A 15,700-nucleotide genomic window follows, 5' to 3' on the forward strand; every position below is an offset into this window, starting at 1 on the left:
CGGGTCCTGCCGTGGCGTGAAGCGAGGTTGGACGGGAACCAGGCAGAGAGACGCCGAAGGTCGGTCTCGGCGCCTCCCTGGTTCTTTGATGGCGTTCAGCTCAGCTTGCCGATCATGCCTTTGACGAACCAGTTCATGCCGCGAACATCGTCATCGGCCAGGACGGAGCCTGCAGCGACCTTGAGGTTGCCGGCCTGGTCCTTCAACTCGCCGCCATAGGGGTGCACCTTGCCGCTGCCGATGTCGGCCTCGAGCTGCTTCAGCTTGGCCTTGGTGTCGGCCGGTATGCCGTCATTGTAGGGCGCCATCTTCACGACGCCCGCCGCCAGTCCATCCCAGCGCACTTCCGGCTTCCAGGTGCCGGCGGCGACGGCCTTGGCGGCGCCGACATAGTCGCTGGTCCAGTCGAGGACAAAGGACGTCAGCTGTTTGCCCGAAGCGAACTTGGCCATGTCGCTGGCGTAGCCGATCGACCAGGCGCCGCCTTCACCCGCGACCTGGACGCCCGTCGCCGTGTCGGTCATCGAGCAGATGACATCGCAGCCTTGCGAAAGCAGCGTCTTGGCGGCCTCCTTCTCCTTGCCCGGATCGAACCAGGAATTGAGGAAGATGGCGTTGCAGGTGGCGTTCGGATTGACGCTTTGCGCACCGAGCAGCAGCGCGTTGGCCGGGCCGACGATATCCGGAATCGGAAAGCCGCCGATGAATCCAATCTTGCCGGATTTCGACATGTAGCCGCCGGCCGCGCCGGCGACGAAAGTGCCCTCGTAATATTTGGCTTCAAAGGTACCCAGATTGGCAAGGTGGACGATGCCGGAGCAATGTTCGAAAGCCACCTTGGGGAACCGCGGCGCCACTTTCTGCATCGGCGTTCCGTGCGAAAAGCTGGTGCCGAAGATCAGTTTGTTGCCGGCGCTGGCCAGCTCGCGGAAAATGCGCTCCGCATCCTGCGGCATAAAGATGTTGTCGATGACGGTGAGTTCGGCCTTGTCGCCGAACGCGGCTTTGATCGCCTCGACGCCAAGGCTGTGCTGCTTGGTCCAGCCGATTTCGGCGATCGGCGAGACGTAGACGACGCCGATCTTGAGCACCTCTTGAGCCTTGGCGACCGTGCTCAGCCCTCCAGCACCGAGCGCAGCACCCAGCGCACCGCTGTATTTCAGGAATCCGCGTCTTGTCAGGTCGTTCATGTCGGTAACCCTCTGTTGGTTTTTTTGGTTGATGCCCGGCTTGTCGATGCCCGGTCTTTGTTAGGGAGATGGACGTGCGCGTGCACCGCGCCGTCGCCATTCCCGGATGGTTTTGCCTGCCTCAATCCAGCCGATATCGTTGCTCCGTCGGCCTTGCCGTCGAGATAGGGTGCGAGCGCTTCGGCAGGCGTCATCTCCGGAAACACCTCGCGATCCATGATGTAGCCGCGCACCACGGTGCGGTGATGCGTGTCGATCAGGTCCATGGCCTGTTTCAGGCGGCCCTTTTCCAGGAGGTCGACGACCCTCGAATGATCGTCGAGCAGATTGCAATAGTCGAAATCGGCTGAAATGAGCGAGCGCAGCAGCGTCGTGCGGCGCACCAGCTGGGCATGGATTTCCTGCATCACCTTGTTGCGACTAAGGCGCACGAACACCGTGTGGAATTCCTGGCCGAGCACGTCGGCCAGCGCATCGTTGCCGGCGGCGACTGCCTGGCGCTGGCGTTCGACATGCTGGCGCAGCTCGGCCCATCCGGCGGGGCCAAGGCGATCGCTGAGCTGGGCCGCCACCCCCTGTTCGACAAGGGTCAGCGCGTCGTAAATCTCCATTGCCTCCTGCATGCTTGGCCTGGCGACGAAGGCGCCGCGGTTGCGCTCGATCTGCGCCAGCCCGTCATCGGCGAGCCGTATCAGGGCCTGACGCACCACGATGCGGCTGACATCGAATATCTCGGCAAGCTCGCGCTCGCCGAGCTTGCAGCCGGGCACCAGCCGATGGTCGATGATGGCGCGGGTCAGCGTGTCCGCGATCGTCTGGGAGCGGCTGCTCAAGGCACGGTTCTCCGCCTTTGCGACGACATGATCAGCAGGCTTTCCATGATGAAGACATGACGCTTCGGGATGTGCCATATCCCAGGTTCAGGTTTTCCATATCGGAATTCAATCATCATAGTCTGTCAACACAAAAAATGATTTTGGCTGACAAAAAATCATTGATTGGTATCCAATCTTGTGATTTCGTCATTGCGAAACGTCAGGCTAGGTTCGTGGTGAAGGGCTAGCCGAGTTGGGAGGGATGCCGATGGCAACCCGTTGCGTCGACCGCGAGCTTCTGAACGACTGGCATATCGTCGCTGACCAGGAATCGCTCAGCCAGGATGTGCCCTTTTCGACCCGTCTGCTTGGGGTCGATCTCGTCGTTCGAAAACATTCAGACAAGATCGAAGTCGTTCGCAACGATACCGGCGACGTGTTGAAGAGCGCCGAGCGCTATGGCTTCGTCTGGACCTGTCTGGACAAACCCTGGCGCGACATCATCTACATCCCCGAGGCCAACGAGGCGGATCGACATCTGGTCAGCGGCGGCTCGATCGCGGTCAAGGTGTCGGGCCTTCGCGCCGTCGAGAATTTTCTCGACATGGGGCATTTCCCCTTCATCCACACCGGCTGGCTCGGCGAGGAGCCGCATACCGAGGTCGTGCCTTACAAGGTGGAAATCACGCCCCAGGACGAGGTGCTGGCGACCGAATGCAAATTCTACCAGCCCATCGCGTCGCCGACCGCGAAGGAAGGGTTCGTCGTCGAGTACATCTACAAGGTGATCCGACCCTATACGGTGGCGCTCTACAAGAGCAATCCGATCCAGAAGGGGAGGCTGGATGTCATCACGCTGTTCGTGCAGCCGGTCGACGAGGAGAACTGCGTCGCGCATCCCTATCTCTGCTACCTCAAGGAGGGCATGGACGCGGCGACGGTGCGCAGTTTCATGCAATTGATCTTCGCGCAGGACAAGCCGATCCTGGAAAACCAGGTCCCCAAGCGCCTGCCGCTCGATCCGCGCGCCGAGACGCCGATCCGCGCCGATGCCGTCTCGGTTTCCTATCGGCGCTGGCTGCGTGACAGGGCGGTCACCTATGGTGCGATACCGGCACAGATCTGATGACGTCCGAGGGTATTTGAAGGGATAACATGATGACGAAATGCGCTGATCCCGTGATCCTCAATCTCTGGCATCCCGTGGGCGCCATCGCGGAAGCTGCTCCCGGCGCCGTCCAGAAGACCGTTCTGCTCGAGGAGCGCCTCAGCTTTGCGGTGGACGTGGATGGCGAGCCCGTCGTCTGGCGCTCGCGTTCCGATGTGCAAAGGGCTGACCATATTCCACCCGCCGACAGGCTGCCTGCAATAAGCGCCTATGGCTATGTCTGGACCTCGCTCGGGTCGCCGCCGGCCGAGTTGTTCCCGATCCCCGAATATCAAGAGCCGGACCGCCGCAAGCTCAATGCGGCAACGTTCGGCGTCAACGTCTCGGCGCCGCGCGCCATCGAGAACTTTCTCGACATGGGCCACTTCCCCTATGTGCATACCGACATACTCGGCGTCGAGCCACATACCGAAGTCAAGGAATACGACGTCGAGATCTCCGTCGATCGCGACGAGATCCTGGCCACGCGCTGCCGCTTCTTCCAGCCGATGGCGTCGACGGCGTCCGATGGCGGCGCCGACGTCGACTACGTCTATCGCGTGCCGCATCCCTATTGCTCGGTGCTCTATAAATCGAGCCCGATCGACGAGACCCGGCGCGATGTCATCGCCGTCTTCCTGCAGCCGGTCGACCAGGAGCATGTGCGCGCCCACATGCTGCTTTGTGTGCTCGACGAAGACAATGAAGACAAGGTGATCAAGCGTTTCCAGCAGACGATCTTCGGCCAGGACAAGCCGATCCTGGAAAACCAGGTGCCGAAGCGCCTGCCGCTCGATCCGCGCGCCGAGACGCCGATCCGCGCTGACAAGTCGGCCATCGCCTACCGGCGCTGGCTCAGCCAGAAGGGCGTGACCTACGGGGTCATCCCGGCTGCAGCCTGACAGACATTTTGGAGACGATTGATGTTGGAAGAAGCCAGAAGCCGGTGGCATCCGATCGCCGCTGCCCATGATTTGCCGTTTCGCCACGTTTTCCACGGCCAGTTGCTCGGCCGGGAATTCGCCGTGTGGCGGGCCGATGACGGTTACGTCAACATCTGGGAGAACCGCTGCCTGCATCGCGGCGTCAGGCTGTCGATCGGCATCAATGACGGGCGCGAACTGAAATGCCAGTATCACGGCTGGCGTTATTCGAACCGCACCGCTGGCTGCACCTATATCCCGGCTCATCCGGCCGATGCACCCGCCCGCACCATCACCAACCGCACTTTTCCGGCGGTCGAACGTTATGGCTTGGTCTGGTCCTCGGAAGAGCCGCGCGGGGAGGTGCCTGAGATTGCCGGCCTCGCCGAAGGCAAGCTCTTCGCCTTGCGCGGCATCGCGGTCAACGCGCCGGCCGACAAGGTCGTCGAGAGGCTGAGAGCCTATCGCTTTCAACCCAACGGAGCGATCGATGGCGAGGGCGCCGACATTCTCGTCGAAGCCGCCCAGGATTTCGCTGTGGCGCTTCGCTCGCGAGCCAGCGGCGCCGAGACGCAGGGCGTTTTCTTCGTGCAGCCGGTCGATTCCAACCGTTCGGTGATCCGCGGCGTGCTCGATCAGGAGGCCGAGGGCACCGCGCGCATTGCCATTCTGCGTCACCACAATGAGCGGCTTTCCAAGCTGCGCGACGAGGTCGAGCGCGACGTGGCGAACGCGCCGGCGCCGGCGCCGCTCGAGCCGGTCTACGAACGGGTCTCGGCCGAACTCGCGGAAATGCCTGAGGTGACCACGCATGGCCGCAAGGCTGCGCTGCGTGTCAGCGTGGCCAGAAAATGGCAGACCGCTGACGGGATCGCAGGCTTCGAGCTTCGTCCGATCAAGGGCATCCTGCCGACGTTCCAGCCTGGAGCCCATATCGACGTCCACATGCCCAATGGCGAGATCAGGCAGTATTCGATCACCAACGGTCCCGGTGAAACCGACAGCTTCACCATCGGCGTCAAGCTGGAACGGGACTCCAAGGGTGGCTCGAAATGCATGCATGAGACGGTGCGAGAGGGCGACGTGCTGGCGATTTCCGAGCCACGCAACAACTTCCCGCTGCGCCGCGATGCGATCAAGACGCTGTTCGTCGCCGGCGGCATCGGCATCACGCCGCTGCTCGCCATGGCGCAGGCGCTGAAGAACCAGGAGCTTGCGCACGAGCTGCATTATTTCGCGCAAGGCGAGGAACACCTCGCCTTTGCCGATCGGCTGAAGCATCTCGGCGATGCGCTGAAGCCGCATCTCGGCCTCTCGCCCGACGCGACCGGCGCCGAGCTTCGACAACTCCTCGCCGGTTATCGCAATGGCATGCATCTCTACATCTGCGGCCCGGGACCGATGCTGGAAGCCGCGCGCAAGATCGCGGCCGAGCAGGGCTGGCCGGATAGCGCCGTCCATTTCGAGTACTTCAAGAACACCAACAAGATCGACGACAGTTCGAGCTTCGAGGTCGCGCTGGCGCGCTCCTGCGTCACGCTTCAGGTGCCGGCGGGCAAGACGATCATGCAGGTCATGCGCGAAAGCGGCATCGATGTTCCGTCGTCTTGCGAGCAAGGCGCCTGCGGCACTTGCGTGGCGACGGTGATCGAGGGCGAACCGGACCATCAGGACGTCTACCTCAACGATGCCGAGAGGAAGGCCGGAACCAAGATCATGACCTGCGTTTCGCGCGCCAAATCGGCACGCCTCGTGCTGGACATCTAACTGTTTGTTTTACGCAATTCCGGACGGAAAACCGTTACACACGTTTCCTGGAATTGCTTTAGGAGCCGCCGATGATCACGCTTTACGACTACGAACTGTCGGGCAATTGCTACAAGCTGCGGCTGCTGATGAGTTTTCTCGGCATCGACTACAAGACCGTGCCGGTCGACTTCTACCCCGGCCGCGAACACAAGTCGGAATGGTTCCTGAAACTCAATCCGCTTGGCCAGCTGCCGGTCATCGAGGATGAAGAGCTGATCTTGCGCGATGCCCAAGCGATCCTTGTCTATCTCGCCTCGAAATACGATCCGTCGGGCACCTGGTATCCGCGGGACAATCCCGCTCTGCTGGGCGAGATCAGCCAGTGGCTGGCCTTTGCAGACGGTATCACTTCGACGGCGTCGGCCGCCCGCCTGCACGATGCGCTGTTTTATGACTTCGATATCGACGCCGCGCGTGCCGGCGCGCATCGCCTTTTCCGTATCCTCGACGAGCATCTGTGGTTCGGCGAACAGCAGGGCCGCAACTGGATCTGTTCGGCCAGTCACCCGACCATCGCCGACATCGCCTGTTTTCCTTACATCATCCTGTCGGAGGAAGGCGGTGTTCCGCGCCAGGACTATCCGGCTATTCGGCGCTGGTGCGACCGTGTCAAGCGCATCAAGGGCTTCACCGTCATGTCGGGTGTGTTTCCCGCCGGCCCCGGCAAGATCGCCGCATAGTCTGATCATCAGCGCCGCGTTCTGGCCCGGCAAAATAGAGATTTGGGAGAGAAAAAGAATGAAAACCCGCGCCGCTGTCGCTGTCGCCGCCGGAAAGCCGCTGGAGATCATGGAGGTCGACCTCGAGGGCCCGCGCGAGGGCGAAGTGCTGGTCGAGATCAAGGCGACAGGCATTTGCCACACCGACGAATTCACACTGTCGGGCGCCGATCCGGAAGGTCTGTTTCCGGCCATCCTCGGCCATGAAGGCGCCGGCGTCGTCGTCGATGTCGGCAAGGGTGTCACCTCGCTCAAGAAGGGCGACCACGTCATCCCGCTCTATACGCCCGAATGCCGCCAGTGCCCGTCCTGCCTGTCGAGAAAGACGAACCTCTGCACGGCGATCCGCGCCACGCAGGGCCAGGGCCTGATGCCCGATGGTTCGTCGCGCTTCTCGATCGGCAAGGACAAGATCTTTCACTATATGGGCTGCTCGACCTTCTCCAACTTCACCGTGCTGCCCGAGATCGCACTGGCCAAGGTCAATCCGGACGCGCCCTTCGACAAGATCTGCTACATCGGCTGCGGCGTCACCACCGGCATCGGTGCCGTGATCAACACCGCCAAGGTCGAGATCGGCGCCACCGCGGTCGTCTTCGGCCTCGGCGGCATCGGCCTCAATGTCATCCAGGGCCTGAAACTTGCCGGCGCCGACATGATCATCGGCGTCGATTTGAACAACGACAAGAAGGAGTGGGGCGAGCGCTTCGGCATGACGCATTTCGTCAATCCGAAGGAGATCGACGGCGATGTCGTGCCCTACCTCGTCAACATGACCAAGCGTGGCGCCGACCAGATCGGCGGCGCCGACTACACATTCGACTGCACCGGCAGCACCAAGGTCATGCGTCAGGCGCTCGAAGCCTCGCATCGCGGCTGGGGCAAGTCGGTGGTCATCGGCGTGGCCGGCGCCGGCCAGGAGATCTCGACGCGGCCGTTCCAGCTGGTCACCGGCCGCACCTGGATGGGCACCGCCTTCGGCGGCGCGCGCGGCCGCACCGATGTGCCGAAGATCGTCGACTGGTACATGGACGGCAAGATCCAGATCGACCCTATGATCACCCACACGCTCAAGCTCGAGGACATCAACAAGGGTTTCGATCTCATGCATGCCGGGGAGAGCATTCGCAGCGTCGTGGTTTACTGACCGGCTCACACGACACGCTCGCGTCGAAGGCTCTGTGTTCCCAAAATACCGTGCCTCCCCGACATCGGGCGTTAGGCCGGCGGCGCGACTGACATTCCGGATGTCCGCGCCGCCGGTCGGTTCGACCCCACCTGATCCGCCCGGGTTGCCGCGATCAATGTCGATGCCGTAGACACCGGCCCATTGGTGTTTGAAATCCGTGGAGAGGGAATATGCCGGAACCCATGAAGACCATCTCCCAGGCAAAATCCCATGGCGGAGTGCAGGGCATCTATTCGCACCTGTCGACGAGTTGCTGCTGCGACATGACGTTTGCCGTTTTCGTGCCTCCACAGGCCCGGGAAACGCCTTGCCCCGTGGTGTGGTATTTGTCGGGACTGACCTGCACCCATCAAAATGTCATGGACAAAGGCGAATACAGGCGCATGGCCGCCGAACTTGGCCTGATCGTCGTCTGTCCAGACACCAGTCCGCGCGGCGCCGACATCCCTGATGAAAAGGACAATTGGCAGTTTGGCGGCGGCGCCGGCTTTTATCTTGATGCAACGCAGGAGCCTTATGCGAAGAACTACCGGATGTATTCCTACCTCGTCGAGGAACTATCCACGCTGATCGCCGCTAATTTTCCGGCAGACATGTCGCGCCAAGCCATAACGGGCCATTCGATGGGCGGACACGGCGCGCTGACGATTGCTTTGAAAAACCCGCAGCGGTTCAGGAGTTGCTCGGCATTTGCGCCGATCGTGCAGCCAAGCGCTGCCGGCTGGTCAAGGCCGGCTTTCGAAAAATATCTCGGCACGGATGAGGCCTCGTGGCGGGCCTACGACGCTACTTCGCTTGTTGAAGACGGGCGCCGCTTCCCGGAATTTCTCATCGATCAGGGAACATCGGACGGGTTCCTGAATGACGGGCTGAGACCCTGGCTATTAGAGGCGGTCTGCGCCAAAGCCGGCATTCCGCTGACGTTGCGCATGCAGGACGGATACGACCATTCGTATTTCTTCATTTCGACATTCATGGACGACCATTTGAGATGGCATGCGGAACGGCTTGCATAGGTCGAGGTCCGAGCGATGCAATCGGATTAATCCTCGTCCAAGCGAGGACCGCGTTACTCTTTCTTGTCTCTACCGGGGCGAGGAACACGATGGCGCCGCATTGAAATTGTTGAACAATTTCAACCGGAAGCGCTACCAACGCGTATAAATTTTTAGCCATTTCAATGGTTTAACTGGATTTTGGTAGCGGGAGAGGGACTTGAACCCCCGACCCCAGGATTATGATTCCCGTGCTCTAACCAACTGAGCTACCCCGCCAGGGCGGCGAAAGGCCCGAAATCCGCCTCAAATCGAAAGGCATGTCGGGGGCGTTCGCCAAGGTCGCGCGGATATAAGGTTGGGAAGGTGAGCCTGTCAAGCTTCGAAGCAACCGGCTTGCCGGCTTATCGTCATTATCGAAAAGCTTTGCCGCGGCGACATTTGGTTGTCGCCGCCGGGGTTGAGTTCGAAGGGGCACGTCGCTATGTCTCGGCCACGAGTTTTTAGAGTTTGAAACAGATGAAGCCGCGCATAGCAGTCCTCGGTTGCGGATACTGGGGCAGCAACCACATCCGCACTCTCAAGGCGCTCGGCGCGCTGCACGCGGTCTCCGATACCAACCGGGCCCGCGCGGAAGGCTTTGCCAGCGAGCAGGACTGCCTGGCGATCGAGCCGGACCAGCTGTTCGTCCGTGACGATATCGACGCCATCGTCATGGCGCTGCCGCCGCAATTCCATGCCGACCTTGCGGTACGTGCCGTCGAGAGCGGCAAGGACGTGCTGGTGGAAAAGCCGATCGCGCTGACGGTGGCGGATGCCGAGCGTGCGGTGCAGGCGGCCAAGGACAATGGCCGCGTCTTCATGGTTGGCCATGTCCTGCGGTTCCACCCCGCCTTCGAGACGCTGAAGGGGCTGATCGACAAGGGCGAACTCGGGGAGGTCCGCTACATCCACTCTCACCGGCTCGGCCTCGGCAAGTTCCACACAGAGAACGACGCGCTGTGGGACCTGGCGCCGCACGATCTGTCGATGATCCTGGCGATCACCGGCACAGAGCCGATCGAGGTGCGCGGCGAGGGGGCCGCCCTGCTCGACAATCTCAGCGACTTCGCGCATCTGCACATGCGCTTCCCCAACGGCCTGCGCAGCCATCTCTTCACCTCGCGTCTCAATCCCTATCGCGAGCGGCGGCTGACCGTGGTCGGCACCAAGGCAATGGCGGTGTTCGACGACGTCGAGCCATGGGAACGCAAGCTGGCCGTCTACCGCCACGCGGTGTGGCAGGACAGCGGCCAATGGGCCTTCACCACCAATGAGCCGTCCTATGTCGCGGTTGCCCAGGGCATGCCGCTGACGCGCGAGCTGGAGCATTTCATCCAGTGCATCGAGACGCGTGCCGAACCGCGTACCAGCGGCGAGGAAGCGATCCGGGTGCTGCGCATCCTGACCGCCGGCACGGTCACCCACACCAAGTCGAATTCCTGAAGCGCGGATTATTCGGCAGGAAACTTATTCGGCAAGAATCTTATTCCGCGGGAATCTTATTCCGCGGGAATCTGGGCCGGCCGGGCGGCAAGCCGGGTCAGCATGGCCTCGGCCTCGGCGCCACGCTCCGATCGCTCGATGAAGCCGCCGCCGAACACGCGGGCTTCGTTGCCGTCATCGGAGTAGAGCACGCAGGCCTGGCCCGGCGCGATGCCGGACTCGCCGTCGACCAGTTCCACCCATGTGGCACCGGCACGATGATGCAGCACGGCCGGGCGCGGCGGCCGCGTCGAGCGGACCTTGGCGAACAGTTCCAGGCCGCCGGCAGGGACGTCTGTGAGCGGTCCGTCGCCCAGCCAGTTCATATTGCGCAGATAGATCTTGTGCGTCTCCAGCGCCTCGCGCGGGCCAACCACGACGCGAGCCCGGTCGGCATCGAGATGGACGACGTAAAGCGGTTCGCCCGAAGCGATGCCGATGCCACGGCGCTGGCCGATCGTGTAGCGCAGGATGCCCTCATGGCGGCCGAGCACGCGGCCGTCGATGTGGACGATGTCGCCCGGATTGGCCGCAGTTGGCTTCAGCTTGGCGATGATGTCGGAATACTTGCCCTGCGGCACGAAGCAGATGTCCTGGCTGTCCTGCTTGGCGGCAACCGCCAGCCCCATCTCCTCGGCGATGGCGCGAACCTGAGGCTTCGACAGGCCGCCGAGGGGAAAGCGCAGATAATCGATCTGCGCCTGCGTGGTGGCGAACAGGAAGTAGCTCTGGTCACGGTCGGCGTCGACCGGACGGTAGAGCGCGCGCTGGGCGCCATTGGCGCCGGAACGGATGTAGTGGCCGGTGGCCAGCGCGTCGGCGCCGAGCTCCTTGGCGGTGGCCAGGAGGTCGGCGAACTTCACCGTCTGGTTGCAGGAAACGCACGGGATCGGCGTCTCGCCGGCGACGTAGCTTTCGGCGAAGGGATCGATGACCGCCTTGCGGAAGCGTTCCTCGTAGTCGAGCACATAATGGGGGATGCCGAGCGTCTCGGAGACACGGCGGGCATCGTCGATGTCCTGCCCCGCGCAGCATGAGCCGGCCCGGTGCGTCGCCGCGCCGTGGTCGTAGAGCTGCAAGGTGACGCCGACGACGTCGTAGCCCTCGCGTTTCAGCAGGCCGGCGACGACCGATGAATCGACACCGCCGGACATGGCGACGACGATGCGGGTGTTTTCGGGACGTCCGGGGAGATCGAGACTGTTCATGATGCTTTCGTTCTGCGCGGCGCCTCAATGCCAATGTCGAGAATATAGGTCAAGCTTTACCGGCGCGCCAGCGTGCAGGGCGATTCACCGTTTGTGGCCGATCTTCGCCAAGGGATGCATTTTCCCCCGGCAAATCAGGGTTTGCGGGCAGATGTTTCAAATGCCGGCGAAAAGACTAACGCGGCGTTCATGATCCTTACCTAGTCATTAGGGTCTGCTTAGGCAATTTTTAAAGCTGTGGCGGTAACGTGGCGGGGATTGGGTCTTTGAGTTTTTTGTAGAGAGTACGATGACCGATCTGGTTAGACCGAGAGTCAAATATGTTATCGGGCCTGACGGCAGCCCTCTTACGATTGCCGATCTGCCGCCGACCAATACACGTCGCTGGGTTATCCGGCGTAAGGCGGAAGTGGTTGCGGCCGTGCGCGGCGGGCTTTTGAGCCTGGACGAGGCATGCCAACGCTACAAGCTCACCACCGAGGAATTCCTGTCCTGGCAGGCGTCGATCGACGAATACGGCCTTGCCGGGCTGCGCACGACACGCATCCAGCAATACCGGCACTGACCATTGCGAATTTAGACGAAGGGCGCGGCTAACTCCGCGCCCTTCTGTTTTTCACGGTCACCGTTCCGCTCAGAGCGACAGCACAACCTTGCCGATCGGCTTGGTGGCAAGGAAGGCGTGAGCGGCCCCCGCCTGGTCCAGTGGGAAGCTCTTCGCCACATGGACGGTGATCTTGTTGGCATCGATCAACCGAGCCAGTTCCAGCAGGCCCTCCCTGTCGGGCACGACCGACATACGCTCGACCCGAATATCGCGCGCACTGGCCTGCGCCCTGGTGTCGTCGCTGACATCGAGCAGTGACACCAGCACGCCGCCACGCTTGAGCACCTTCAGCGAGCGTTGGGCGTGGTCGCCGCCCATTGGATCCAGCACCAGATCGATGTCGCGAACATGTTCGGTGAAATCGCCCTTGGTGTAGTCGATGACCTCGTCGGCGCCGAGGTTGCGGACGAAATCGAGCTTGCCCGGGCTGGCCGTGGCGACGACGTGGGCGCCGCGCGCCTTGGCGATCTGCACCGCCAGATGACCGACGCCGCCGGCTCCCGCATGCACCAATACGCGCTGCCCCGATTTCAGCCCGCCGTGGCGAACAAGCCCTTGCCAGGCGGTGAGGCCGGCCAGCGGCAAGGCGCCTGCCTCGAGGTGGCCCGCGCCCTTCGGCTTCAGTGTGATTTGATCGGCAGGTACGGCAACCAACTCGGCATAGGCGGCGGCCTGCTTGGGAAAGCGCGGCATCCCGAACACCTCGTCGCCGATCTTGAAGCCGGTGACGCCGGCGCCGAGTGCTTTGACAGTTCCCGAGATATCCCAACCCAGGATGAAGGGCGGCTCGCCGAGCAAGGGGTAGTAGCCGGCACGGACGGCGCCATCGACCGGATTGATGCCCGCGGCCTTGACACCGACCAGCACTTCGCCGGCCTCTGGCGTGGGATCGGGCTGATCGGCGATGACAAGGACGTCGGGTCCGCCGACGGAATTCTGGATAGCGGCACGCATAGAGATGTCTCCTGCTCGGTTGATGCCACTATCATTTGGATAGTAATAGCCCCTTGTCCAGTATGTACCTTCCTGATACATACGCACCTCATGGATAGTGAAGATGATTGCGGTTTCGGCTATGACGCGTTCCGGCGAACGTGTCCTTCGCACACAGTGCTGGAGATGCTGGCCAGCAAATGGGTCTATCTGGTGGTTTGCGCGCTGCGCAAAGGCCGGCTGCGCAATGGCGAGCTTGCCCGGAAGCTTGACGGCATCACGCCGAAGATGCTGACGCAGACGCTGCGCGTGCTCGAGCGCGACGGATTGGTACGGCGCGAGATCTTTCCGGTCATTCCGCCGCGCGTCGAATATGAATTGACCGAGCTCGGTCAGAACCTGGCGGGACTGCTTACCCAGATCAGGTCATGGGCGGAGCAGCATGCGCCGGATATCAAGGATGCCCGTGCAAAGGCAATTGCCGAGAATGAAGGGGATTGGGCCGCGTAGGGCGGTTTTCATTCTTCTGGGCGTATTCCCGCCGGGCCGCAAGCCGCGACAATGCGCCAGTCCGATGGCGAGCGTTGACGTCGCCAAGGGCAGGGTTTAGCCGATCATGGCGCTGCGGCCACCGACTTCGGCTTCGCGGATCTTCGTGTCGCGCGATTCCAGCATTTCCGCTTTGGAAAGCTCCGCTTCAGCTTCGCCGAGTAATGATTCGGCGGCGCTTCGCTGCTGGGCGAGGTCGCTTTGGGAATTCCTGAGATTGTCGCGGCGCAGGCGAGCCGCCTTGGCGAAGGTCGGATAGGCGAAATGGTTGATGTCGGTGATGCCGGCCTTCTTTTCCTCGGCGGTAATCTGAAGCTCCAGCTCGACGGCCATGCGTTCGAACTCGGCGATCATCATGTCGAGCTGCAGCAGCTGCCGCCGCTTCTCATTCACCTGAAACTGTTTCAGCCGAACGAGGTTTTCACGTGACTTCATGATTCGGTACTCCCGGAAACGCACACCCGCACTTATCGTCCAAACCACCTGGAAACGCCCAGGCCGCACCCGTGTCCACCGGCTTTCCCCCAACTATGGGAAACAAAACCCTAAAGTTTTTTGCCGGCGGTAACCATTCGTTTACGGGCATTGTTAATCATACGGGTCAGGACTTAAGGCCGGGTAAAAATTCCGGCCACCGATGCGGAAGCGACGTCGATGAGTCCCTGGAGTCGCTTAGTCCAGGTTGTTAATGTGTTGCATTAGGAATTTGGTTCTGAGATTCGTTATTAGATTCAAGAGGGTGTAGAAAGAGGTTAAAAAATCTGGTACCGTCATGGACGGGAAATTAGGATTTGTTAACCATTCAATGGCAGCCTCTGCACAAGGCAACCACTGCTCCGGGTCCGGACGGGTCGTGAAATGGTCCGGCAGCAGAAAAGGGGAATAAAATGCGTGTTCTGCTGATAGAAGATGACAGTGCAACCGCACAAAGCATCGAACTGATGCTGAAATCAGAAAGTTTCAACGTCTACACGACCGATCTCGGTGAAGAGGGTGTCGATCTAGGCAAGCTCTACGACTACGATATCATTCTTCTCGACCTCAACCTGCCTGACATGTCAGGCTACGAGGTCTTGAGAACGCTTCGCCTTTCCAAGGTCAAAACACCTATTCTCATCCTCTCCGGCATGGCCGGCATTGAGGACAAGGTGCGCGGCCTCGGCTTCGGCGCAGACGACTACATGACCAAGCCATTCCACAAGGACGAGCTGGTTGCCCGCATTCATGCCATCGTGCGGCGTTCCAAGGGCCACGCCCAGTCGGTCATCACCACCGGCGACCTGGTGGTCAACCTCGATGCCAAGACAGTCGAAGTGGGCGGCCAGCGCGTGCACCTGACCGGCAAGGAATACCAGATGCTGGAGTTGCTCTCGCTACGCAAGGGCACCACGTTGACCAAGGAAATGTTCCTCAACCACCTCTATGGCGGCATGGACGAGCCTGAGCTGAAAATCATCGACGTCTTCATCTGCAAGCTGCGCAAAAAGCTCGACGCGGCATCGGGCGGTCAGAACTACATCGAAACGGTCTGGGGTCGCGGCTATGTGCTGCGCGAACCGGAAGACATTCGCGTCAGCGCCTGAGCGACGAATCGTTCGAATCTTTTCAATAAAAAACCCGGCTTCGGCCGGGTTTTTGCATGATGGGCTGGTAACGGTCTGCTTTTGGGCTTCCGAGCAGAAGACCGTCACGCACTTTTTCTGGAGTTGCTCAAGGATGCCGAATCAGGTGCGCTCTTCAAGGTGCGAAAGCGCTCGAGCAGCTGCGGGCGGTTGAACGGCTTCAAGAGATAGCCCTGGGCGCCGGCTCGCTTGGCCCGCATGATCGAAGCAATATCGAGCTCGACCAGGGAAATCAGGATCTGCGGCCTTATCGGGCTCTCCATGGCGCGGACGCGACGGATGAGATCGACCGCCGGTACGTCGGGCAAGGCGCCATCGACGACGATGATGTCGGGCATGTCGGCGGCGCACATCTCCAGCGCGTCAAGTCCGCTGGCGGCCTCGATGACAATCATTTCGGAGCCGCCCAGGATGCGTTTTGCAACCTTCCTGATAACGCTTGAATCGTCGACGAACATGCAGCGTTTCAT

General features: G+C 61.3%; 16 protein-coding genes and 1 tRNA gene. 10 read left to right on the top strand and 7 right to left on the bottom strand.

Features of this window, described 5'->3' with window-relative positions:
• Window positions 1-95: 95 nt before the first annotated feature.
• Together AC0NIL_RS10615 and AC0NIL_RS10620 are read right to left on the bottom strand one after the other, a co-directional pair.
• Window positions 96-1,190, bottom strand: a complete 1,095-nt coding sequence (locus tag AC0NIL_RS10615; protein WP_013529894.1) for a BMP family ABC transporter substrate-binding protein — start codon at window positions 1,188-1,190, stop codon at window positions 96-98.
• Window positions 1,187-2,023 (bottom strand): GntR family transcriptional regulator, encoded by an 837-nt coding sequence (locus AC0NIL_RS10620; protein ID WP_013529895.1) that lies wholly within the window; start codon window positions 2,021-2,023, stop codon window positions 1,187-1,189. Before AC0NIL_RS10620 ends, AC0NIL_RS10615 begins: the two co-directional genes overlap by 4 nt.
• A gap of 250 nt (window positions 2,024-2,273) precedes the next feature.
• On the opposite strand from AC0NIL_RS10620, the gene AC0NIL_RS10625 reads away from it, so the two are divergent.
• The 6 genes from AC0NIL_RS10625 (at window position 2,274) to fghA (ending at window position 8,808) form a co-directional block, all read left to right on the top strand.
• The gene (locus AC0NIL_RS10625; protein ID WP_127369653.1) at window positions 2,274-3,131 is read left to right on the top strand and encodes an aromatic ring-hydroxylating oxygenase subunit alpha; all 858 of its coding nucleotides are present in this window, start codon (window positions 2,274-2,276) and stop codon (window positions 3,129-3,131) included.
• Between the two features lie 29 nt (window positions 3,132-3,160).
• The gene (locus AC0NIL_RS10630) at window positions 3,161-4,054 is read left to right on the top strand and encodes an aromatic ring-hydroxylating oxygenase subunit alpha (protein WP_275955048.1); all 894 of its coding nucleotides are present in this window, start codon (window positions 3,161-3,163) and stop codon (window positions 4,052-4,054) included.
• 21 nt (window positions 4,055-4,075) lie between these two features.
• Entirely contained in the window at window positions 4,076-5,842 is a 1,767-nt protein-coding gene (locus AC0NIL_RS10635; RefSeq protein WP_275955047.1) for a Rieske 2Fe-2S domain-containing protein, read from the top strand.
• A gap of 71 nt (window positions 5,843-5,913) precedes the next feature.
• The gene (locus AC0NIL_RS10640) at window positions 5,914-6,564 is read left to right on the top strand and encodes a glutathione S-transferase family protein (RefSeq protein ID WP_063168879.1); all 651 of its coding nucleotides are present in this window, start codon (window positions 5,914-5,916) and stop codon (window positions 6,562-6,564) included.
• Window positions 6,565-6,622: 58 nt separating this feature from the next.
• Window positions 6,623-7,750: an S-(hydroxymethyl)glutathione dehydrogenase/class III alcohol dehydrogenase gene (locus AC0NIL_RS10645; protein ID WP_013529900.1), complete on the top strand. Its 1,128-nt coding sequence runs from the start codon at window positions 6,623-6,625 to the stop codon at window positions 7,748-7,750.
• Window positions 7,751-7,962: 212 nt separating this feature from the next.
• Window positions 7,963-8,808, top strand: a complete 846-nt coding sequence (fghA, locus tag AC0NIL_RS10650; RefSeq protein WP_275952393.1) for an S-formylglutathione hydrolase — start codon at window positions 7,963-7,965, stop codon at window positions 8,806-8,808.
• Window positions 8,809-8,989: 181 nt separating this feature from the next.
• Here fghA and AC0NIL_RS10655 read toward each other — a convergent pair.
• Window positions 8,990-9,066 (bottom strand) — tRNA-Met (locus tag AC0NIL_RS10655).
• Between the two features lie 240 nt (window positions 9,067-9,306).
• Between AC0NIL_RS10655 and AC0NIL_RS10660 the strand changes: the two genes are divergently transcribed.
• Window positions 9,307-10,272 (top strand): Gfo/Idh/MocA family protein, encoded by a 966-nt coding sequence (locus AC0NIL_RS10660; RefSeq protein WP_024504501.1) that lies wholly within the window; start codon window positions 9,307-9,309, stop codon window positions 10,270-10,272.
• A 56-nt stretch (window positions 10,273-10,328) separates the two neighbouring features.
• Here AC0NIL_RS10660 and mnmA read toward each other — a convergent pair whose 3' ends face one another.
• Window positions 10,329-11,519: a tRNA 2-thiouridine(34) synthase MnmA gene (gene mnmA / locus AC0NIL_RS10665; RefSeq protein ID WP_013529903.1), complete on the bottom strand. Its 1,191-nt coding sequence runs from the start codon at window positions 11,517-11,519 to the stop codon at window positions 10,329-10,331.
• A gap of 289 nt (window positions 11,520-11,808) precedes the next feature.
• Between mnmA and sciP the strand changes: the two genes are divergently transcribed.
• Window positions 11,809-12,084: a CtrA inhibitor SciP gene (gene sciP / locus AC0NIL_RS10670; protein ID WP_013529904.1), complete on the top strand. Its 276-nt coding sequence runs from the start codon at window positions 11,809-11,811 to the stop codon at window positions 12,082-12,084.
• A 69-nt stretch (window positions 12,085-12,153) separates the two neighbouring features.
• Here sciP and AC0NIL_RS10675 read toward each other — a convergent pair whose 3' ends face one another.
• Window positions 12,154-13,080: an NADP-dependent oxidoreductase gene (locus tag AC0NIL_RS10675; RefSeq protein WP_275952395.1), complete on the bottom strand. Its 927-nt coding sequence runs from the start codon at window positions 13,078-13,080 to the stop codon at window positions 12,154-12,156.
• A 90-nt stretch (window positions 13,081-13,170) separates the two neighbouring features.
• Here AC0NIL_RS10675 and AC0NIL_RS10680 point away from each other — a divergent pair, with 90 nt between their 5' ends.
• A complete protein-coding gene (locus tag AC0NIL_RS10680; protein ID WP_127368630.1) occupies window positions 13,171-13,569 on the top strand; it encodes a winged helix-turn-helix transcriptional regulator in 399 nt (132 codons plus the stop codon).
• Between the two features lie 96 nt (window positions 13,570-13,665).
• On the opposite strand, the gene AC0NIL_RS10685 is transcribed toward AC0NIL_RS10680, so the two are convergent.
• Entirely contained in the window at window positions 13,666-14,043 is a 378-nt protein-coding gene (locus tag AC0NIL_RS10685) for a flagellar export protein FliJ (RefSeq protein WP_013529907.1), read from the bottom strand.
• A 452-nt stretch (window positions 14,044-14,495) separates the two neighbouring features.
• On the opposite strand from AC0NIL_RS10685, the gene ctrA reads away from it, so the two are divergent.
• Window positions 14,496-15,191 (top strand): response regulator transcription factor CtrA, encoded by a 696-nt coding sequence (gene ctrA, locus AC0NIL_RS10690; RefSeq protein ID WP_006203583.1) that lies wholly within the window; start codon window positions 14,496-14,498, stop codon window positions 15,189-15,191.
• A 104-nt stretch (window positions 15,192-15,295) separates the two neighbouring features.
• Here the strand turns inward: ctrA and AC0NIL_RS10695 are convergent, their stop codons facing one another.
• On the bottom strand, window positions 15,296-15,700 hold the full coding sequence (locus AC0NIL_RS10695) for a response regulator (RefSeq protein WP_024504503.1): 405 nt from the start codon (window positions 15,698-15,700) through the stop codon (window positions 15,296-15,298).

Source organism: Mesorhizobium sp. WSM1343 (assembly GCF_055901535.1).